Below are 19,432 nucleotides of genomic sequence, written 5' to 3' on the forward strand. Positions count from 1 at the left end.
GGGGGTGGGGCGTTTTATGGTCGCAGAGAACTGCAACAACCTTTAATAAACAAGGGCGTCAAAACGCCGCCGGACCACGGCGATTGCGGAGGACAGGGTGGGGACCACGCAGTTGGAATCGGTGCCGGAGCCCAAGTACTGGCACCTCAGGACCGTGCTCAGCGAGGCACTGGACTCGGAGTTCGAGGTGGGCGAGATCCTGCCCAACGAACGCGACCTCGCCGCCCGCTTCGGCGTCGCCCGCGCGACCCTGCGCCAGGCCCTGGAGCAGCTCGAGCTGGAGGGCAGGCTCCAGCGCCGCCGAGGCGTCGGTACGACCGTGGCACCGCCGCGCGTCGGCGTGGCCGTCGGCACCCGGGAGCACGCCTGGCCCGGGACGGCCGACGACGCCTGGCAGCCGGCCGACTGCGTGCTCGCGGCACCTCCCGCGGCCGTGGCCGACGCCCTGGAGACCGACCGCGACGAGCCGGTCCACACCGTCCGCCGCTCCCGCGTGAGCCACGGCCAGCCCGTCGCCGCGGAACTGCTGTACGTCCCGGCGTCCTCGGTGCCCGACCTCACCGCCATCGACGCGCCCTCCGGCCCCGCACGCGCGCGTGCCGTGCTGCGTGAACTGCAGCGCGGGGACCTGGAGCGGCAGGAGAGCGCCGTCGAGCTGGGCTCGGCCGGCGCGGACGACGCGAAGGAGCTGGACCGCCTCCCGGGCGCGCCCGTCCTCGTGGTCACCACCCGCTACCTCGCCGAGGGCCGCACCGCCGCCCTCTCCGTCGCCACCTACCGCGCGGACACCTGCCGGCTGACGTTCGGCGACTCGGGCGACGTGGAGATCCACCACGACCCCGAGACCCAGGCCTCCTGACCGACCCGCCCCCGCCGCGCCCCCACCACCTCCGGTGTATCAGCGGCGGGCCGTCGCGCCCTCGACCGCGAAGAGCTGCTCCTCCACATGGTCGAGGGCCAGCCGCAGCGCCCCCGTCGCCACGGCGGCCTCGCCGAGCAGCGACAGGGCCACCCGCGGCGGACGCAGGCAGTAGCGGGCCAGCTCCCGGCGCAGCGGCTCCAGGACGCCGTCGAGCCCGGCCGCCCAGCCGCCGATGACGACCATCTCGGGATCGAGCGCCAGCGCCAGCGCCGCCACGTCGTGCACCAGCCGCTGGATGAAACGCTCGACGGCCGCACGGGCCCGCTCGTCGCCCTCACGGGCCTCGGCGAAGACCTTGGCGACCGCCTGCTCGTCCAGCGGGTGCAGCGGCTGGTCCGTGGTGGACAGCAGCGTCTCCGGCGTCACGTCCCGGCCCAGCAGGTGCAGCGCGCCGATCTCCCCGGCCGCCCCGCCGTACCCCCGGTGCAGCCGCCCGCCGATCAGCGCCCCCGCCCCGGGGCTGAGCCCCGCCAGCACGAACACGATGTCGTCGCACTCGGTGGCGGTCCCCTTCCAGTGCTCGGCCACCGCCGCCGCGTTCGCGTCGTTCTCCACCAGTACCGGGCACTTGAAGGAACGGCTCAGCCGCTCACCCAGGCCAAGACCCGTCCACCCGGGCAGCGCGGTACCCAGGCGGACCGTGCCGTCCGCCTCGACGATGCCGGGCGTGGCCGCGCCGACGGCCCGCAGCGAGCCGCGCGCCACACCGGCCCGGCGCAGCAGCTCGGCCACGGCCGTACGCAGCCGCTCCAGCCGCTCGTCGGCCGGCGCGTTCTCGTCCACGTCCTTGGCCTGGGCGCCGATCACCCGCCCGTCCAGGTCGGACAGGAGCGCGGCCACGCGGTGCGGACCGATCTCCAGGCCCAGCAGGTGTCCCGCCTCCGCCCGGAACCGGAACCGCCGCGCGGGCCGCCCCTGCCGCCGGGCCGTCCCCTCGTCGGCGGCCGCCTCGACGACCAGACCGGCCTCTATCAGCCCCTCGACGACGCCCTCGACGGTCGGCCTGGACAGCCCCGTCACCCGGGTGATCTCGGTCAGCGTCGCGGAGTCCGTCGCACGCAACGCGTGCAGCACCACAGCGGAATTGATCCTCCGCAACAGCGAAGGGTCCCCGCCGGTCAGGCCTGCCAAGGTGCGTCCTCCCAGCTCGTGCGCGTGTGGGCCGGATGGTACTCGGCCCGCCGAACCCCGGCGAGTTCCGGTCCGCCGTTCCCGCTTCCCGCGGCGCCCTCAGCCGGGCGCCACGAACCCCGACTCGTACGCCGTGATCACCGCCTGGGTGCGGTCGCGCGCCCCCAGCTTCGCCAGTACGGCGCTCACGTGCGACTTCACCGTCTCCGTGCCGACCACCAGCCGTGCGGCGATCTCCGCGTTCGACAGCCCCCGCGCCATCAGCCGCAGCACCTCGCCCTCCCGCTCGGTCAGCCGGGCGCGTGCCAACTCGGCGCGGGCCGCGCGGTTCCCGCCGCCGTCGCCGTACTCGGCGGCCAGCCGCCGCACCGAGGCGGGGAACAGCAGGGACTCGCCCTCGGCGATCAGCCGCACCGCGTGCACGATCTCGGCCGGTCGGGCCCGCTTGAGCAGGAAGCCGTCGGCGCCCGCGCGCAGCGCCTCGTACACGTACTCGTCGTTCTCGAAGGTCGTCACCACGAGGATCTTCGGCGGGTCGGCCACCGTCCGCAGCAGCGCCCGCGTGGCCTCGATCCCGTCCAGCAGCGGCATCCGGACGTCCATGGCGACCACGTCCGGCCGCACCTGCCGCACCAGCGGGACGACCGCCGCCCCGTCGGCAGCCTCACCGACCACCTCGATGTCCGGCTGCGCCTCCAGCACGGCCCGCAGACCGGCGCGCACCAGGGGTTCGTCGTCGACGAGGAGCACTCTGACCGGCATCCGCCCAGCGTAGATCAGCCGAGCGGCAGCTCGACCCGCACCTGCCAGTCACCGGCGCCGTCCGGCCCCGTGCGGGCCCGCCCGCCCAGCAGCGCCGCCCGCTCCCGTATGCCGCGCAGACCGCTCCCGCGGCCCGGGGCGGCCCTGTCGTCCGGCAGCGGATTGCGCACCTCCAGGGTGAGCGTCCCGTCCGCGACCCCGACATGGACCAGGGCCGGCACCGGACCCGCGTGCCGCAGCACGTTGGTCAGCGCCTCCTGGAGGATGCGGTAGCCCTCCCGGGAGACCGGGCCCGGCAGGCTCTCCAGCGGACCCGTGACCTCGGCGTCGACCTTGGCCCCGGAGGCGCGCGCGGACTCCAGGAGCCGGTCGGCGTCCGTGAGCGTCGGCCGGGCGCTCACGGGCCGCTCCGCCTCCCGCAGCACCCCGAGCACCCGCTCCAGGTCCTCCAGGGCCGCCCGGCCGGTCTCCTCGATCGCCGTCAGGGCCCGGTCGGTGAACTCCGGGCTGTTCGCCGCGCGAGCGGCCCCCGCCTGGACGACGGCCACGGTCAGCGCGTGGCCGATGGAGTCGTGCAGCTCGCGGGCGATGCGGGTGCGCTCCAGCAGCTGCTCGGTGCGCTCCTCGAGGGCCGTGAGACGTTCGGCGGCCGACGGGCCGAGCAGTCGCCGGGCGGCGGCGGTGAGCACCTCGCCGAGGCCGACCACGACCGCGTACAGCACGAGGAGCGGGAGCGGCGCCAGCAGGCCGTACAGCCACTGCGGTTCGCCCGACAGGGCGGGCAGGTCCTCGGTCTCGTGCCCCACCGTGCGCGCGGCCAGGGCGTACGCAACGATCGGCAGCCAGATCGTGAGGTAGGCGGCCACCCCGCCCAGCAGCGTCCTCACCTCCAGCCAGAGCACGGTCCGCCAGCGGTCCCGCCAGGCCGTGGCGGGCAGCGACGCGAAGTCCGGCGCCGCCTCGTCCGGTGTCAGCAGCAGCCGGGCCTGCATCACCTCGCCCACCCGCACCGCCGGGATCAGGCCCACCGGCACCAGCACGAGCAGCGGCACCCAGGGCAGCTCCGGTGCGACCCACCACCACACGCTGAGCGCGGCCACCGGCACCCACAGGTGCAGCAGCCGGGTGTACGTCCTCCCGCGTACCAGCGGGCGCAGCAGGCGAACCATCCCGTCATCGTGTCATCCGGCACCGACGGCGCGGCTCCCCCGCACGGGGGAGGCACCGTCCACCGGCGGGGGAGGCCCCCACGTGGTGCGGTCCGCCACGCTGTTGCCATGACCAGCATCGACGTCCGCGAACTCACCAAGGAGTACGGCACCCGACGAGCCGTCGACGACCTCTCCTTCACCGTGCGCCCCGGCCGGGTCACCGGCTTCCTCGGCCCCAACGGCGCCGGGAAGTCCACCACCATGCGGCTCGTCCTCGGCCTCGACCGGCCGACCGCCGGGACCGCGACCGTGGGCGGCCGCCCCTACGCCGCCCTGGCGGAACCCCTGCGGCTCGTCGGCGCCCTGCTCGACGCGGACTGCGCCCACGGTTCACGCACCGCACGGGACCACCTGCGCGTCCTGGCGGCGAGCAACCGCATCCCGGCCCGCCGGGTCGACGAGGTGATGGAGCAGACGGGCATCGCCGCGGTGGCCCGCCGCCGGGTGAAGACGTACTCCCTGGGCATGCGTCAGCGCCTGGGCATCGCCGCCGCGCTGCTGGGCGATCCCGAAGTGGTGATGCTGGACGAGCCCTCCAACGGCCTGGACCCCGAGGGCATCATCTGGATCCGCGGACTGCTGCGCGGGCTCGCCGCCGAGGGGCGCACGGTGCTGGTCTCCAGCCACCTGATGAACGAGACCGCGTCCTTCGTCGACCACCTCGTCGTCCTCGGCCGCGGTCGGCTCCTCGCCGACACCCCGGTGCGGGAGTTCATCGACGCGCGAGTGCGCCCGCGTGTTCGCGTCCGCACCTCGGACGCCGCCGCCCTGCGGACGGCCCTCACCCGGCTCGGCCACGAGGCCGTGGAACACGCCGACGGCCACTGGACCGTGCACCACGCCGACGTGGAGGCCGTGGGCCGGGCGCTGTCCGACGCGGGCGTACCGGTCCTCGAACTCGCCGCGGACGAGGGAACCCTGGAAGAGGCCTACCTCGACCTGACGGCCGCCGAGACCGAGTTCACCGCGCCCGCACCCGCACCCGCACCGCGTCAGGAGGCCTGACCATGCCGTTCACGCCCGTACTCCGCGCGGAGGTGCTCAAGGTCCGCACCCTGCGCTCCCTGTCCTGCACCCTGCCTGCCGTGTTCGTGGTCGTCACGGCGTTCTCGGCGCTGTCCGGCGGTTCCGACACGTCCGACCCGGACTTCGACCCGTTGTTCACGGCGCTGTCCGGCATCTGGCCCGGCCAGATCGCGGCGATCGCCTACGGGGCCCTGGCCGTGTCGTCCGAGTACCACGGCAACGGGATCCGGCTCTCCCTGGCCGCCGTTCCGCAGCGCGGACGGTGGTTCGCGGCGAAGCTCACGGTCGTCGCCGTACCGGTTCTGCTGGTGGGGCTCGGCACCGGACTCGCGGCACTGCTGACGTCGCGCGCCGTGCTCGGCACCGCGGCGGACGGGCTCAGCACGGGCGAGCAGGTCCGCGGCGTCGTGGGCTGCGGGGGCTACCTCATGCTCATCGCCCTGTTCGCGGCCGGGCTCACCACCCTCTTCCGCAGCGGAGTGGCCACCCTGTCCACCCTGATCCCGTTCATCCTCATCGTCTCCTTCGTGATCGGGGACGCGGCGGGAGCCGCCGCCGACTTCCTGCCGGACCAGGCCGGACAGATCGTCCTGTACCAGACGCACGAGGGGACCCTGGGGCCCTGGACGGGGCTCGCGGTGACCGCGCTGTGGACTGCGGCCGCGCTCCTCGCCGGATTCTGGCGGCTGCGCCGCCGGGACGCCTGACCGCGGACGACCGGCGGGGCGGCTGACGCCCCGCCAATTGTCAGTGGCGGCGGGTTTACTGGAGGCATGAACATCGCTCGGCACCTCGCCCTCATCGACGAGCTGTGCTTCCGGCCCTTCCCGGCGGAGCACGGCCCGTCGGGCGGGGGCACCGCGGCTCCCGGGTACTTCACGGCGGTGCTGGAGAGCAGCCGCGGCCTGCGCGGGCGTGACCCGGGCGAGCGGGCGGCGACGGTCGAGCAGTACGAGAAGGACCGGGACGCCCTCTACGAGCGGCTCGCCACGCGCTGGGGGCGGACGGACCCCTTCAACCTGCAGACGGTCCTGCTGCGGACCGAGCGCGAGGAGATACCCGAGCCGTGGGCCGCGCTGAGTGCCGGTGCGCGGGTGGCGTGTCTCTGGGAGGCCGAGGGCACCGGCCGCTGGGTCGCGGTGGCCGTCGCCGACCGCGACGAGGCGGACGAGGTGCGGCTGCTGGCGGTGGTCACGCAGGAGGCACCACCGTGACCGCGGCCCACGCCTAGGCCTGCGTCCCCGTGCCGTGCGCCCCCGTGCCGTGCGCCGCCTCCCGCAGCCGGGCGTACTCCTGCGCCATCGTCTGCGCCGTCCAGTGGGCGTTGAGCCCGCTGGGGTTGGGCAGCACCCACACCCGCGTGCTCCCGAACGTCCGCTCCTGCGGCCCCACCCGGGCCTTCGGCTCGTCGAAGGCGGCCCGGTACGCGGTGACACCCACCACCGCCAGCCAATCGGGCCGCAGCCGCGCCACCTTCCGCGCCAGCAGCCGGCCGCCCTCCCGGTACTCCTCGGCGGTCAGCTCGTCCGCCCGCGCGCTGGCCCGCGCCACGACGTTCGTGATGCCGAGCCCGTACGACGGCAACTCGTCCTGCTCGGACGGCTTCAGCAGCCGGGGCGTGAACCCGGACAGGTGCAGGACCGGCCAGAAGCGGTTGCCGGGACGGGCGAAGTGGTGGCCGGTCACCGCCGTCATCAGACCGGGGTTGATGCCGCAGAACAGCACGCGGAGGCCGTCCGCGACGACGTCCGGTACGAGACGGTCGCGGGCGGCCTCCAGCTCGGCCCGGGTGAAGCGGGTCAGAGGATCGCTCCGGGGGCGTAACCGGCGGCCTGGGGGTGCCGCTTGACGATGTCCTCGATCCGGCCGACGACGACACCGACCTGGTCGGCCGCGGCGCCGGTGAAGGAGAGCTTGTCGGCCATCAGCGCGTCCAGGGCGGCACGGTCCAGCGGGATGCGGTCGTCGGCGGCCAGCTTGTCGAGGAGCTCGTTGCGCTCGGCGCCCTGCTCGCGCATGGCCAGCGCGGAGGCGACCGCGTTCTCCTTGATCGCCTCGTGCGCGACCTCGCGGCCCACACCGCCCCGCACCGCGCCCATCAGCACCTTGGTGGTGGCCAGGAACGGCAGGTAGCGGTCCAGCTCCCGGGCCACGACGGCCGGGAAGGCGCCGAACTCGTCGAGCACGGTCAGGAACGTCTCCAGGAGGCCGTCCAGCGCGAAGAAGGCGTCGGGGAGCGCCACCCGGCGCACCACCGAGCAGGACACGTCGCCCTCGTTCCACTGGTCGCCCGCCAGCTCGCCGGTCATCGAGGCGTAGCCGCGCAGGATCACCGTCAGGCCGTTGACGCGCTCGCAGGAACGGGTGTTCATCTTGTGCGGCATCGCGGACGAGCCGACCTGGCCGGGCTTGAAGCCCTCGGTGACCAGCTCGTGCCCGGCCATCAGCCGGATCGTCTTGGCCAGCGAGGACGGCGCGGCGGCGAGCTGCACCAGCGCGGTGACGACCTCGTAGTCCAGGGAGCGCGGGTAGACCTGGCCCACCGAGGTGAAGGCCTGCGAGAAGCCGAGGTGCCCGGCGATCCGCTGCTCCAGGTCCGCCAGCTTGCCCGCGTCGCCGCCGAGCAGGTCCAGCATGTCCTGGGCGGTGCCGACCGGGCCCTTGATGCCGCGCAGCGGGTAGCGGCCGAGCAGCTCCTCCACCCGGCCGTACGCCACGAGCAGCTCGTCGGCGGCGGTGGCGAACCGCTTGCCCAGCGTCGTCGCCTGCGCCGCCACGTTGTGCGAGCGGCCGGCCATGACCAGCTCGGCGTACTCGCCGGCCAGCTTGCCGAGGCGGGCCAGGACGGCCACGGAACGGTCCCGGACCAGCTCCAGCGAGAGCCGGATCTGAAGCTGCTCGACGTTCTCCGTCAGGTCGCGGGAGGTCATGCCCTTGTGGACGTGCTCGTGCCCGGCGAGGTCGTTGAACTCCTCGATCCGCGCCTTCACGTCGTGCCGCGTGACCTTCTCGCGCTCGGCGATCGAGGCCAGGTCGACCTGGTCCAGGACGCGCTCGTAGTCGGCGATCGCGGCGTCGGGCACCTCGATGCCCAGGTCCTTCTGGGCCCGCAGCACGGCGAGCCAGAGCTGCCGCTCGAGCTTCACCTTGTGCTCGGGCGACCAGAGGGTGGCGAGCTCGGCGGAGGCGTAGCGTCCGGCGAGGACGTTCGGGATGCGGGGCTTGGCGGGAGCGGAAGTCACGTGGACGGATTCTACTGGCGATTCGTGCAGGTCGGCGCCGCGGGGCCGTTCGTCGGAACCTACGAAGGGCCCGCGGTGCCGGGGATCACCGCGCCGGGTCCTCGTAGGGCAGCAGGTCCGGGCGCTTGGGCGGCAGGCCGTCCCCGGACGAGCGGCCGGTCAGCCTGCGGCCTATCCAGGGCAGCAGGTGCTGCCGGGCGAACCGGACGTCCGCGGTCCTGCGCGCCGTCCAGCCCGGCGGCGTCGTCGCCGGGATCGGCGCGTCCCACTCGGGGTCCTCGGCCTCGTGGCCGAGCGACTGCCACACCGCCTCCGCGACCCGGCGGTGGCCCTCGGCGGTCAGGTGCAGCCGGTCCACGTCCCACATCCGGGGGTCGGCCAGCGACCGGGCCGAGTAGAGGTCGACGACCACGGCACCGTGCTGCTTCGCAAGGTCGTCGATGACCGCGAACAGCGCCTCCATGCGCGGCCGGAACCGTTCCAGGACCGGACCCTGCCGGCCCGGGCTCCGCATCAGCACCAGCTGCTCGCAGTGCGGGGCGAGCCGCTCCACGGCCTGGGTCAGCAGGTCCCGCACCCGGGCCATGTCGCACTTGGGCCGCAGCGTGTCGTTGAGCCCGCCGACCAGCGTGATCACGTCGGCTCCCATGGCGGCGGCCACGTCCACCTGCTCGTCGACGATCTGTCCGATCAGCTTCCCGCGCACCGCCAGGTTGGCGTACCGGAAGCCGGGGGAGCGGGCCGCCATCCGCGTGGCGAGGAGGTCGGCCCAGCCGCGGTAGGAGCCGTCGGGCAGCAGGTCCGACATGCCCTCGGTGAAGGAGTCGCCGACGGCGACGAGACTGGTGTACGCGGGGTTCGTCTGCATGGCGACGGAAATGGTATCCCCTGCACATACCCGCCGGTCGGTCGCCCTCCGGCGGCGTCGTCCCCGACGGCGGACGGCCCGTGGGCCCGTGGGCTCGCCGGACGCCGGGCTCACGTCCGTTGCCCGAACAGCTCCCGCAGCACGTCCTCCATGGTCACCAGACCCGCCAGCCGTCCGTCGGAGCCGAGCACCGCCGCCAGGTGCGTACGGCTGCGCCGCATGGCGGTGAGCACGTCGTCCAGCGGGGTGCGCTCGCGCACCCGGGCGATGGGGCGCATGTCCCGCAGCCGGAACGGCAGGTCCCGCGGCGAGGCGTCCAGAGCGTCCTTCACGTGCAGGTAGCCGACGATCCGCCGCCCGTCGTCCACCACCGGGAAGCGGGAGAACCCCGACTGCGCCGACAGCCGTTCCAACTGCTCCGGGGTGATGCCCACGCGCGCGTGGACGACGCGCTCCAGCGGCAGCACCACGTCCCGCACCGGCCGGCTGCCCAGCTCCAGGGCGTCGTGCAGCCGCTCCCGTGCCCGGTCGTCGATCAGCCCGGCCTCGCCCGCGTCCTTGACGATCTCCGCCAGCTCCGCGTCGGTGAAGGTCGCCGCCACCTCGTTCTTGGCCTCGACCCTGAGCAGCTTGAGCAGCCCGTTCGCGAAAGCGTTGACCGTGAAGATCACCGGGCGCAGTGCCCGGGACAGTGCCACCAGCGGCGGCCCGAGGATCAGCGCGCTGCGCACCGGCTCGGCCAGCGCGATGTTCTTCGGCACCATCTCGCCGAGCAGCATGTGCAGATACGTCGCCAGCGCCAGGGCGATCACGAAGGACACCGCGTGCCCGGCGCCCGACGGCACGCCCACCGCGTGGAACACCGGCTCCAGCAGGTGCGCGATCGCCGGTTCCGCGACGATGCCGAGGACCAGCGTGCACAGCGTGATGCCGAGCTGCGCCGCCGCCAGCAGCGCCGACACGTGCTCCAGGCCCCACAGCACGCGCTTGGCCCGGGTGTCGCCCTCCTCGGCGTACGGCTCCACCTGGCTGCGGCGCACGGAGATCAGCGCGAACTCGGCGCCCACGAAGAACGCGTTGACGACCAGGGTCGCCAGACCGATCAGCAGCTGTACGGCGGTCACCGGCCGGCCTCCCCTTCGTTCTCCCCGCCGCCCGGGCCGGGCTCGGCGGCGTCGGCTCCGTCGACCCGGTCGGTTCCGTCGGTTCCGTCGGCTCCGTCGGCTCTGTTGTCAACGGGGGCGTGCATCAGCACCCGGGCGGCCCTGCGCCCCGTGGCGTCCACGACGTCCAGCCGCCAGCCGGCGACATCGAGGCTGTCGCCGACGACGGGGATGTGCCCGAGTCCGGCCGCCACCAGCCCCGCGACCGTCTCGTACGGGCCCTCGGGCACCCGCAGGCCCAGCCGCTCGAGCCGGTCCACGCGCGCGGAGCCGTCGGCCCAGTACAGCGCGTGCCCCGCTTCGTCCGTGCCGGCCGGATCGAGGTCGGGCGTCTCGTGCGGATCGTGCTCGTCCCGCACCTGGCCGACCACCTCCTCGACGATGTCCTCCAGCGTGGCCACCCCGGCCGTACCGCCGTACTCGTCGATCACCACGGCCATCGTGCGCCGCCCGGAGAGCCGGTCCAGGAGCCGGTCCACGGTCAGCGACTCGGGGACCAGCAGCGGCTCGCGCATCAGGTCGGCGACCGGGATCCCGGGCCGCCGCTCGGCCGGCACCGCCAGGACGTCCTTGACGTGCGCCGTCCCGACCACGGCGTCGAGGCTGTCCTGGTAGACCGGGAACCGGGACAACCCGGTCGCCCGCGTCGCGTTCGCCACGTCCTCGCACGTCGCCCGGACGTCGAGGGCCACGACCTGGACGCGCGGGGTCATCACGTGCTGCGCCGTCAGGTCGGCCAGGTTCAGGGTGCGCACGAACAGCTCGGCGGTGTCGGCCTCCAGCGCTCCCTCCTTGGCCGAGTGCCGGGCGAGCGCCGCCAGCTCCTGCGGGCCGCGCGCGGACGCCAGTTCCTCGGCGGGCTCCACGCCGAAGCGGCGCACGACGCGGTTGGCGGTGTTGTTCAGATGGGTGATGAAGGGCCGGAAGACCGCGCTGAACCAGCGTTGCGGGCCGCCCACCCGCTTGGCCACGGCCAGCGGCGAGGAGATCGCCCAGTTCTTCGGCACCAGCTCCCCGACGATCATCAGGAAGACCGTCGACAGGGCGGTGCCCAGCACCAGCGCCAGTGAGGACGCCGCCGAACGCGACACCCCGAGGTCCTCCAGCGGCCCCGCGATCAGCGCCGCGACCGACGGCTCGGCGAGCATGCCGACCACCAGGTTGGTGACCGTGATGCCGAGCTGGGCGCCGGAGAGCTGGAAGGTCAGGTTCCGTACGCCCTTGAGGGCGCTCGCCGCGCCCCGCTCGCCCCGCGCCGCCGCGCGCTCCAGTTCGCCGCGCTCGACGGTGGTCAGCGAGAACTCGGCCGCGACGAAGGCGCCGCACGCGAGGGAGAGCAGGATCGCCACCAGCAGCAGGAGCACTTCGGTCATCGGGTCACCTCGGATCCATGATCGGCCAGGACCAGGAGGTTCGCCCGATGTTCAAGCCTTCAACCTTTCGCCTCGCGGCCGCTCAGTCGGTGAGGTGCTTCACCCAGCGCCGCCACTGCTCCTGCGGCTCGTACCCGGCGGCCCGCCAGGCATGCTGGGCCCGCTCGTTGCGCACCAGCACCATCGCGTCGCCGCGGCGCCCGCCGAGCCGGACGAAGCGCTCGTCGGCAGCCGTGAGCAGGGCCGAGCCGATGCCACGGCGCCGGTGGTCCGGGTGCACCGCCAGCCGGTACAGATGACAGCGCCAGCCGTCGAAGCCCGCGATCACCGTGCCCACCAGCTCCCCCTCGCGCTCGGCCAGGAGCAGTGCCTCGGGGTCGCGCGCCACCAGACGCTCCACGCCGTCCCGGTCGTCGCTGATGCTCGTCCCCTCGGCGGCCGTCTTCCAGAAGGCCAGCACGGCGTCCAGGTCCCCGGGCGCGGCGGGCCGTATGAGCAGATCCGTCATGCCGCGATCCCACCACGAGCGCCGGGCGCCCGTGCGGTTGTTCCGGGATGCGGACGGGCGCGGCACGCCCTTGCCGCCGCTAGCGTTCCGGCGCTAGCTTCAAGGCATGGCGAAGACCCGGAAGGCCCAGCTGAACGTGCGGGTGGACGAGGGCACGGCCCAGGCTGCCCGTGAGAAGGCCCTGGCCCGCGGGATGAGCGTCAACCGCTACATCGAGGAACTGGTCCGGCAGGACACCGGCGAGGCGGGCCGCACCTTCGTGGAGGCCGCCGCCGACTTCATGCGCCAGTACGAGAAGGTGTTCGCCGAGGAGGCAGGCGAGGGCCGACGCTGAGCCGTCGCACGCGTCCCGGATGAACGACCTCACCATCGACCTCGCCTGGCTGCTGATGCTCGCCGAGCGGCGCACTCCCGGTGACCCGCAGGTCACCGACTGGGGAGCGCTCGTCGCGGCCGTCGCCCGCCACCGGGCCGAGATATTCGACACCCCCGTCTACGACACCCCGCACGCCCGGGCCGCCGCGCTGCTCCAGCTGCTGATCCACGTCCCGGCGCTGGAACGCTCCAACGCGCTGTTCGCCTCCGCGGTCGCCTACGCCTACCTGGTCGCCGGCGGGGTGGAGGTCGTCACCACGCCGGAGCGGGTGCGGGACCTCGCGCTGCTCGTGAAGAAGGGCGAGGCGTCGGTCGAGGAGATCGCGGACGAACTGCGCGGCTGGAGCCGGTGACCGAGCCGGTCGCGCCGCTGTTCAGGACGGTCGCCAGGCCGTGCCCAGGACGCAGTACGAACTCGGCAGGGCCGGCCCGTGCTCCGGCATCATCACCTGCCGGTAGGGCCCGAGGGTGAACCCCGCCTCCCGCAGCGCGGCCACCGGTTCGCGGGAGAGGTGGCAGCCGCCGGACAGGGGAGGCCACAGCGTCCGGTCCAGGGCCCGCTGGGTGAAGGTCATCGCCCGTCCGCCGCCCCGGCCGTGCTCGAAGAACCTCACCTGTCCGCCCGGCCGCAGGACGCGCCGCAGCTCCGCGAGCGCCCGCGGCACGTCCCGGACGCTGCACAGCACCAGCGAGACCACGGCCGCGTCGAAGGCCTCGCTCTTGACCGGCAGGGCCTCCGCCGCGCCCGGCGCCACGTCCACCGGAACCTCGGCGCGCAGCGCCGCCTCCACCGCCAACTGCCGCAGTACCCGCTCCGGTTCGATGGCGACGACCTCGGACACGGTGCCCGGATAGTGCGAGAAGTTCAGCCCGTTGCCCGCGCCGACCTCGATCACCCGCCCGGACAGTCCGGCGAGCAGCCGTTCGCGCACGCGGGCCATGCCCATCCGGGTCTCGGCGCCCACACTGATCCGGGCGTAGTACCGGGCGAACAGCGGATGGTGCACGGTGTCCCGCGGCACCCCGCGGGCACGGGCGGATCGCAGCGGCATGAGACCTCCCTCACGAGGCGGCGCCTTACCGGGATTGTCCCCCGTCACGCCGTCCCGCACCCACCGCGGCCCGCACACGTTCGCTCTTCCGCGGCGCCGGTCACGGGCCGTGCCGGTCGCCGAACGTGTCCGCGTCCCAGGTGCCGTCCAAGGGCGAGGCCAGCCAGCTCGGTGCCGCCGAGCGGAAGGCGGCCGGGGCGAGGGACGCCGCGCCGGCCGGGACCGCGCCGAGGAGGGGAGCGCCGGACACGTCCGGAAGGTCCGCGAGGTTGCAGCGGGCGGCGAGGTCCGGGGCCCCGGGCCAGCTGCCGATCACCAGCCCGGGCAGCTCCAGCCCCCGGGAACGCAGCTCGCGTGCCGTCAGCTCCGTGGTGTTCAGCGTGCCCAGCCCCGCCGACGTCACCAGCAGCACCGGTGCGCCCAGCAGCCCGGCGACGTCCGCCAGCGTCCCGCCCTCCGCGTCGAAGCGCACGAGCAGTCCGCCCGCGCCCTCGACCAGCACGAGATCGTGCTCCGTGGCCAGTTTGGCCGCGGCATCGGCCACCTCCCACGGACGCACCGGTGCCCGTCCGGCCCGGCGCGCGGCCGTGCCCGGCGCCAACGGCTCGGGGAACCTGGCCACTTCGGCGACCGTCACGTTCCCGGCCAGGCGGGCCACTTCCCGGGCGTCCCCGGCCTCGTCCGGCCCGACGCCCGTCTGCGCCGCCTTGAGCACGGCCACCGTCCGGCCGCCCGCCAGGGCCGCCGCGGCCACCGCGGCGGTCACGACCGTCTTGCCGACCTCCGTGCCCGTGCCCGTGATCACCAGTACCGCCATGTCATCCCTCCCGTGCCGCCGCGCACACCGCGCGGGCGATGCGTGCCACGTCCGCGTCGCCCGTGACGTACGGCGGCATGGTGTAGACCAGGTCGCGGAACGGGCGCAGCCACACGCCCTCGCGCACGGCCGCCTCCGTGGCCGCCCGCATGTCGACGGCACGGTCGAGCTGCACCACCCCGATCGCGCCGAGCACCCGCACGTCCCGTACGCCGGGCAGCTCGGCGGCGGGCGCGAGCCCTTCGGTGAGACCCGCCTCGATGCGCCTGACCTCCGCGCGCCAGTCTTGGCCGAGCAGCAGGCCGATCGACGCGCACGCCACGGCCGCGGCCAGCGGATTGCCCATGAACGTCGGCCCGTGGGCCAGCACCGGTACCTCGCCCCGCGAGATGCCGTCCGCCACCCGCGCGGTGCACAGCGTGGCCGCCATCGTCAGATAACCGCCGGTCAGCGCCTTGCCCACGCACATCACGTCCGGCGTCACCGCCGCGTGCTCCGCGGCGAACAACGCCCCCGTGCGCCCGAATCCGGTGGCGATCTCGTCGAACACCAGCAGCACGCCGTGCGCGTCGCACGCCTCGCGCAGCACCCGCAGATACGCGGGGGAGTGGAAGCGCATCCCGCCCGCGCCCTGCACCACCGGCTCCACGATCACCGCCGCCAGTTCGTCGGCGTGTCGCTCGATCAGCGACCGCAGGTGGTCGGCGTACGTCTCCTCGTACTCCGCCGGCGGCGCGTCCGCGAAGACCTGGCGCGGCAGGACGCCGGACCACAGCTCGTGCATGCCGCCCTCGGGGTCGCACACCGACATGGGCTGCCAGGTGTCGCCGTGGTAGCCGCCGCGCCAGGTGAGCAGGCGGCGCTTGCCGGGGCGGCCGAGCGAGCGCCAGTACTGCAGGCACATCTTCACGGCGACCTCGACCGACACCGACCCGGAGTCGGCGAGGAACACGTGCTCCAGGCCCTCGGGAGACATGTCGACAAGGAGCTTCGCCAGCCGTACGGCGGGCTCGTGGGTGAGCCCGCCGAACATCACGTGGCTCATCCGCTCCAACTGCTCGCGCGCGGCCGCGTTCAGCACCGGGTGGTTGTAGCCGTGGATCGCCGACCACCAGGACGACATCCCGTCGACCAGTTCGCCTGAGCCGTCGGCCGGCCGCAGCCGGACCCCGCTCGCCGACTCCACGACCAGCGGGTCCTGCCGGCCGGGCATGGGCCCGTACGGGTGCCAGACGTGCCGCCGGTCCAGATCCAGCAGCTCGGCGACGTTCGGCGCGGGCTCAGGCATTGGGCGCGAGGTCCGTCCCGGCGCCGCGCCGGCGTACCGCCACCAGGTCCGTGCGGGGACCTTCGGCGGGGCGCGGCGTCGCGGACGCGGGCGCGGGCGCGGGGGCGCACACTCCACCACCGGCGTGCGAGCCGCAGCCCGCGTCGCCGTCGGCGCCCGCGTGCGAGCCGCAGCCGCCGCCACCCTCGTGCGAGCCGCAGCCCCCGCCCCGCACCGATGCGCGGTGCTCCGGAAGGGTGACCTCGCCCGCGCCCTCCACCTCGAAGCCGGCGTCCGCGATCATCTCCAGGTCCGCGTGGCCCGCCTGGCCCTCGCTGGTGAGGTAGTCGCCGAGGAAGATCGAGTTGGCCAGGTGCAGCGCGAGCGGCTGCATCGTGCGCAGATGGACCTCGCGCCCGCCGGCGATGCGGACCTCGACGTCCGGGCAGACGAACCGCGTCATCGCCAGGATGCGCAGGCACCGCTGCGGGGTGAGGTGCCACTCCTTGGCCAGCGGCGTGCCCTCCATCGGGATCAGGAAGTTGACCGGCACCGAGTCCGGGTCCAGCTCGCGCAGCGAGAAGACCACGTCGACCAGGTCCTCGTCGCTCTCGCCCATGCCCGCGATGAGCCCCGAGCAGGCGGACAGCCCGGCCGCGTGCGCCTTGTTCACGGTGTCCACCCGGTCGGCGTACGTGTGCGTGGTGGTGATGTCGCCGTACGTCGACTCGGAGGTGTTGAGGTTGTGGTTGTAGGCGTCGGCCCCGGCCTCGCGCAGCCGCTCCGCCTGGCCGTCGGAGAGCAGCCCGAGGCAGGCGCAGACCTCCACGGACTCGTTCTGGTCCTTGATGGCCTTGATGGTGTCCGAGACGCGGTCCACGTCCCGGTCGGTCGGACCGCGTCCGCTGGCCACCAGGCACACGCGTTTGGCGCCCCCGGACACTCCGGCCGCGGCGGCCGCCGAGGCCTGGTCGGGCTTGAGCCAGGTGTACTTGAGGATCTCCGCCTTGGAGCCCAGCCGCTGCGAGCAGTAGGAGCAGTCCTCGGGGCACAGGCCCGACTTGAGGTTGACGAGATAGTTGAGTTTCACCCGTCGGCCGAACCAGTGGCGGCGCACCTTTCCGGCCGCGGTCACCACGTCGAGCAGGTCGTCGTCGGAAGTGGCGAGGACGGCGAGCGCCTCCTCGCGGGTCGGCGACTCGCGCCGAAGCCCCTTGTCCACCAGCGTGTTCAGCAGATCCATGAGAGCCGATCCTGTCCTAAGGGGCCGTCCGCGGCCAAGGAGACTTTGCACAACACTGACAGATCGACGTGTGGGTATTGCCACACCTCGCGGGGGTGACCGGACCGCTAATGTCTGTTCATTGCCTACAAAACCCCGGAGGGCCGCCCCATGGCGTTCGGCTGGATCGAGGAGCAGGACCGGGTACGCCGCGAGGCCGGACTCGTACGGGTGCTGCGTCCCCGCCCGGCGGCCTCGCCGCTGCTGGACCTGGCGAGCAACGACTACCTGGGTCTCGCCCGGCACCCGGAGGTCGTCGAAGGCGCGGCCTCGGCCGCGCGGACCTGGGGCGGCGGCGCCACCGGCTCGCGGCTGGTGACCGGCACGACCGCGCTGCACGCCGAACTCGAGCGGGAACTGGCAGAGTTCTGCGGGTTCGAGGCCGCGCTCGTCTTCTCCTCCGGCTACGCGGCCAACCTCGCCGCGGTCACCGCGCTGGCGCCGCACGGCAGCCTTGTCGTCTCCGACGCGGGCAACCACGCCTCGCTGATCGACGGTTGCCGGCTCGCCCGCGGCACCACCCAGGTGGTGGGGCACGCCGATCCGGACGCCGTGCGCAAGGCACTGGCGACGCACGACGGACCCGCCGTGGCCGTCTCCGACACGGTCTTCTCGGTCGACGGCGACGCCGCGCCCCTGGCCGCACTGGCCGACGCGTGCCGGGCGTACGGGGCCGGACTGGTCGTCGACGACGCCCACGGTCTGGGCGTCCTCGGCGACGGCGGCCGGGGCGCCCCGCATGCGGCGGGCCTCGCGGGCCGCGACGACGTCGTCGCGACCGTCACGCTGTCCAAGTCGCTCGGCGCCCAGGGCGGCGCCGTGCTGGGCCCCGCCCGGGTCGTCGACCACCTGGTGAACGCGGCCCGCACATTCATCTTCGACACGGGACTCGCCCCCGCCGCCGCCGGGGCGGCCCTCGCGGCGCTCAGGCTGGTCGTCCGCGAGCCGGAGCGGGCGGCGCGGGCCCGTGCCGTCGCCGCCGAACTGCACGAACGCCTGACCGCCGCGGGTCTGGACGCGGTGCGTCCGGACGCCGCGGTCGTCTCGGTGCGCGCACCCTCCCCGGAGGAGGCCGTGCGGTGGGCGGCCGACTGCCGGGCGGCCGGCCTGTCCGTGGGCTGCTTCCGCCCTCCTTCGGTGCCCGACGGCATCTCACGGCTCAGGCTGACCGCCCGCGGGGACCTCTCCCGGGAACAGATCGAGCGCGCTGTACGGGTGATCGGCGAAACGCGGCCATGAGTCGGCGGGACACGGCCGTGCGTCGTCGGGTGTCCGGCGAGGTCAGCCGCGGCCGACGCCGGCGGTGAACGCCGTCCAGCTCCCGGGGGAGAAGAGCAGGGCGGGTCCGGCCGGGTTCTTGGAGTCGCGCACGGCGAGCAGTCCGGCGACGGGACCGGCCGACGGACGGGCCGTCTCCACGCAGTTGTTCGCCCCGGTGCTGTAGCTGCTGCGCAGCCACCGGACACCGGACATATCGGTGCTGGCAGGGATGTTCCGGGGAAGTTCGGACATGGAGCCTGACATGGTGCCTCCTTACGCGCCTGCCGCGGTCGCGGCGATGAAGTCCAACGAGTCCTCGGGCGAAAGGGCATGGATCAGAAGGGCGTTGAAGGCCTCGGTATAGGCCTCTAGGTCTTCTTTCCGTTCGAGGTGCAGGCTACTCGTCAAGTGGTCGAGAACAACCACGTCCAGATCAGAAGTGCTCGAAAATGAGAAGATTACGAAAGGGCCGGTGACACCGATGTGCGCCCCGGCGGCAAAGGGCAGGACCTGGAGCCGGACGTGGGGGAGCTGCGCCGCCTCGACCAGCCTGGCCAGTTGACGGGACATCACCCCGGGCCCGCCCACCTCACGGCGGAGCACCGCCTCGTCCAGGACCGCGCTCAGCTCCAGGGGCGGCTCGCCCCGCAGCACGTCCTGCCGGGCCAGCCGGACCTCCACCAGCGTGTCCAGCCGTTCCGCCGGCATCCCGTCCACGGCGGCGCTCGTCACCGCGCGGGCGTACTCCGGCGTCTGGAGCAGGCCGGGCACCACCGTGGTCTCCAGCGTGCGCATCGCGCTGGCCTGGGACTCCAGGCTGATGAAGTCGCGGTACGTGGGTGGCAGCACCCCGCGGTACGCGTGCCACCAGTGGTTGCGTCCCCCCGCGTCCTCGGAGCGCGCCAGCATCACCAGCAGCCCCCGCAGCTGCTCGTCGGCCACGCCGTAGGCGTCGAGCAGTAACCGCACGTCGGCCGGTTTCGCCCCACTCGTCCCGGTCTCGATCCGGCTGACCTTCGACTGGTGCCAGCCCACCAGCCGGGCCGCCTCGCCGCTGGTGATGCCCGCCGACGTGCGCAGGGCGCGCAGTTCCGCGCCCAGCTTCCGGCGGCGCACCACGGGACCGTGCTGCATGGGACATCCCCCTTACTCCTTATGAGTCGCCCAAATACG

Annotated in this window: 22 protein-coding genes; 7 read left to right on the top strand and 15 right to left on the bottom strand. The window is 73.8% G+C overall.

Annotated features, from left to right (window positions below; genetic code table 11):
- Positions 1-97: 97 nt before the first annotated feature.
- Positions 98-859: a GntR family transcriptional regulator gene (locus tag ACFYZ3_RS23240; RefSeq protein ID WP_388520886.1), complete on the top strand. Its 762-nt coding sequence runs from the start codon at positions 98-100 to the stop codon at positions 857-859.
- A 39-nt stretch (positions 860-898) separates the two neighbouring features.
- Here ACFYZ3_RS23240 and ACFYZ3_RS23245 read toward each other — a convergent pair whose 3' ends face one another.
- From ACFYZ3_RS23245 to ACFYZ3_RS23255, 3 genes are all read right to left on the bottom strand, one after another.
- Positions 899-2,053, bottom strand: coding sequence for an ROK family transcriptional regulator (locus ACFYZ3_RS23245; RefSeq protein ID WP_356365336.1), 1,155 nt, complete (start codon positions 2,051-2,053; stop codon positions 899-901).
- A 99-nt stretch (positions 2,054-2,152) separates the two neighbouring features.
- On the bottom strand, positions 2,153-2,815 hold the full coding sequence (locus ACFYZ3_RS23250) for a response regulator (protein ID WP_388520889.1): 663 nt from the start codon (positions 2,813-2,815) through the stop codon (positions 2,153-2,155).
- A gap of 14 nt (positions 2,816-2,829) precedes the next feature.
- The gene (locus ACFYZ3_RS23255) at positions 2,830-3,984 is read right to left on the bottom strand and encodes a sensor histidine kinase (protein WP_388520892.1); all 1,155 of its coding nucleotides are present in this window, start codon (positions 3,982-3,984) and stop codon (positions 2,830-2,832) included.
- A 108-nt stretch (positions 3,985-4,092) separates the two neighbouring features.
- Here ACFYZ3_RS23255 and ACFYZ3_RS23260 point away from each other — a divergent pair, with 108 nt between their 5' ends.
- From ACFYZ3_RS23260 to ACFYZ3_RS23270, 3 genes are all read left to right on the top strand, one after another.
- A complete protein-coding gene (locus ACFYZ3_RS23260; protein WP_388520895.1) occupies positions 4,093-5,031 on the top strand; it encodes an ABC transporter ATP-binding protein in 939 nt (312 codons plus the stop codon).
- A gap of 2 nt (positions 5,032-5,033) precedes the next feature.
- Positions 5,034-5,759, top strand: coding sequence for an ABC transporter permease (locus tag ACFYZ3_RS23265; protein ID WP_388520898.1), 726 nt, complete (start codon positions 5,034-5,036; stop codon positions 5,757-5,759).
- A gap of 66 nt (positions 5,760-5,825) precedes the next feature.
- Positions 5,826-6,266 carry a hypothetical protein gene (locus ACFYZ3_RS23270; protein WP_388520900.1) on the top strand — a complete coding sequence of 147 codons (441 nt, stop codon included), beginning with the start codon at positions 5,826-5,828 and terminating at the stop codon, positions 6,264-6,266.
- 13 nt (positions 6,267-6,279) lie between these two features.
- Here ACFYZ3_RS23270 and mug read toward each other — a convergent pair whose 3' ends face one another.
- The 6 genes from mug to ACFYZ3_RS23300 all read right to left on the bottom strand — a co-directional run bounded on the left by mug (position 6,280) and on the right by ACFYZ3_RS23300 (position 12,206).
- Positions 6,280-6,831 (bottom strand): G/U mismatch-specific DNA glycosylase, encoded by a 552-nt coding sequence (mug, locus tag ACFYZ3_RS23275; RefSeq protein WP_388521504.1) that lies wholly within the window; start codon positions 6,829-6,831, stop codon positions 6,280-6,282.
- Between the two features lie 20 nt (positions 6,832-6,851).
- Complete coding sequence (gene purB, locus ACFYZ3_RS23280) at positions 6,852-8,294, bottom strand: adenylosuccinate lyase (protein ID WP_388520903.1); 1,443 nt, start codon at positions 8,292-8,294, stop codon at positions 6,852-6,854.
- An 85-nt stretch (positions 8,295-8,379) separates the two neighbouring features.
- On the bottom strand, positions 8,380-9,162 hold the full coding sequence (locus ACFYZ3_RS23285; RefSeq protein ID WP_388520905.1) for an SGNH/GDSL hydrolase family protein: 783 nt from the start codon (positions 9,160-9,162) through the stop codon (positions 8,380-8,382).
- 110 nt (positions 9,163-9,272) lie between these two features.
- A complete protein-coding gene (locus ACFYZ3_RS23290; RefSeq protein WP_388520908.1) occupies positions 9,273-10,286 on the bottom strand; it encodes a hemolysin family protein in 1,014 nt (337 codons plus the stop codon).
- Positions 10,283-11,698, bottom strand: coding sequence for a hemolysin family protein (locus ACFYZ3_RS23295; protein WP_388520910.1), 1,416 nt, complete (start codon positions 11,696-11,698; stop codon positions 10,283-10,285). The genes ACFYZ3_RS23290 and ACFYZ3_RS23295 overlap by 4 nt, the downstream gene beginning before the upstream one ends.
- Positions 11,699-11,780: 82 nt before the next feature.
- The gene (locus ACFYZ3_RS23300; protein ID WP_388520912.1) at positions 11,781-12,206 is read right to left on the bottom strand and encodes a GNAT family N-acetyltransferase; all 426 of its coding nucleotides are present in this window, start codon (positions 12,204-12,206) and stop codon (positions 11,781-11,783) included.
- Positions 12,207-12,312: 106 nt separating this feature from the next.
- Between ACFYZ3_RS23300 and ACFYZ3_RS23305 the strand changes: the two genes are divergently transcribed.
- Both ACFYZ3_RS23305 and ACFYZ3_RS23310 read left to right on the top strand, forming a co-directional pair.
- The gene (locus ACFYZ3_RS23305) at positions 12,313-12,540 is read left to right on the top strand and encodes a toxin-antitoxin system HicB family antitoxin (protein ID WP_388520915.1); all 228 of its coding nucleotides are present in this window, start codon (positions 12,313-12,315) and stop codon (positions 12,538-12,540) included.
- 19 nt (positions 12,541-12,559) lie between these two features.
- Positions 12,560-12,934, top strand: a complete 375-nt coding sequence (locus ACFYZ3_RS23310; protein ID WP_356868064.1) for a fic family toxin-antitoxin system, toxin component — start codon at positions 12,560-12,562, stop codon at positions 12,932-12,934.
- Positions 12,935-12,955: 21 nt separating this feature from the next.
- On the opposite strand, the gene ACFYZ3_RS23315 is transcribed toward ACFYZ3_RS23310, so the two are convergent.
- The 4 genes from ACFYZ3_RS23315 to bioB form a co-directional block, all read right to left on the bottom strand.
- Positions 12,956-13,633: a class I SAM-dependent methyltransferase gene (locus ACFYZ3_RS23315; RefSeq protein WP_388520918.1), complete on the bottom strand. Its 678-nt coding sequence runs from the start codon at positions 13,631-13,633 to the stop codon at positions 12,956-12,958.
- Positions 13,634-13,733: 100 nt separating this feature from the next.
- Positions 13,734-14,450 (bottom strand): dethiobiotin synthase, encoded by a 717-nt coding sequence (bioD, locus tag ACFYZ3_RS23320; protein WP_388520921.1) that lies wholly within the window; start codon positions 14,448-14,450, stop codon positions 13,734-13,736.
- A 1-nt stretch (position 14,451) separates the two neighbouring features.
- The gene (locus ACFYZ3_RS23325) at positions 14,452-15,738 is read right to left on the bottom strand and encodes an adenosylmethionine--8-amino-7-oxononanoate transaminase (protein ID WP_388520924.1); all 1,287 of its coding nucleotides are present in this window, start codon (positions 15,736-15,738) and stop codon (positions 14,452-14,454) included.
- Positions 15,731-16,960 carry a biotin synthase BioB gene (bioB, locus tag ACFYZ3_RS23330; protein WP_388520927.1) on the bottom strand — a complete coding sequence of 410 codons (1,230 nt, stop codon included), beginning with the start codon at positions 16,958-16,960 and terminating at the stop codon, positions 15,731-15,733. Before bioB ends, ACFYZ3_RS23325 begins: the two co-directional genes overlap by 8 nt.
- 150 nt (positions 16,961-17,110) lie before the next feature.
- Here bioB and ACFYZ3_RS23335 point away from each other — a divergent pair, with 150 nt between their 5' ends.
- Positions 17,111-18,238: an 8-amino-7-oxononanoate synthase gene (locus ACFYZ3_RS23335; protein WP_388520930.1), complete on the top strand. Its 1,128-nt coding sequence runs from the start codon at positions 17,111-17,113 to the stop codon at positions 18,236-18,238.
- 42 nt (positions 18,239-18,280) lie between these two features.
- Here the strand turns inward: ACFYZ3_RS23335 and ACFYZ3_RS23340 are convergent, their stop codons facing one another.
- Together ACFYZ3_RS23340 and ACFYZ3_RS23345 are read right to left on the bottom strand one after the other, a co-directional pair.
- A complete protein-coding gene (locus ACFYZ3_RS23340) occupies positions 18,281-18,511 on the bottom strand; it encodes a DUF397 domain-containing protein (RefSeq protein WP_388521507.1) in 231 nt (76 codons plus the stop codon).
- A 21-nt stretch (positions 18,512-18,532) separates the two neighbouring features.
- Positions 18,533-19,393, bottom strand: coding sequence for a helix-turn-helix transcriptional regulator (locus ACFYZ3_RS23345; RefSeq protein WP_361005787.1), 861 nt, complete (start codon positions 19,391-19,393; stop codon positions 18,533-18,535).
- Between the last annotated feature and the right edge of the window lie 39 nt (positions 19,394-19,432).

The organism is Streptomyces sp. NPDC001599, assembly GCF_042893535.1.
Taxonomy (GTDB): domain Bacteria; phylum Actinomycetota; class Actinomycetes; order Streptomycetales; family Streptomycetaceae; genus Streptomyces.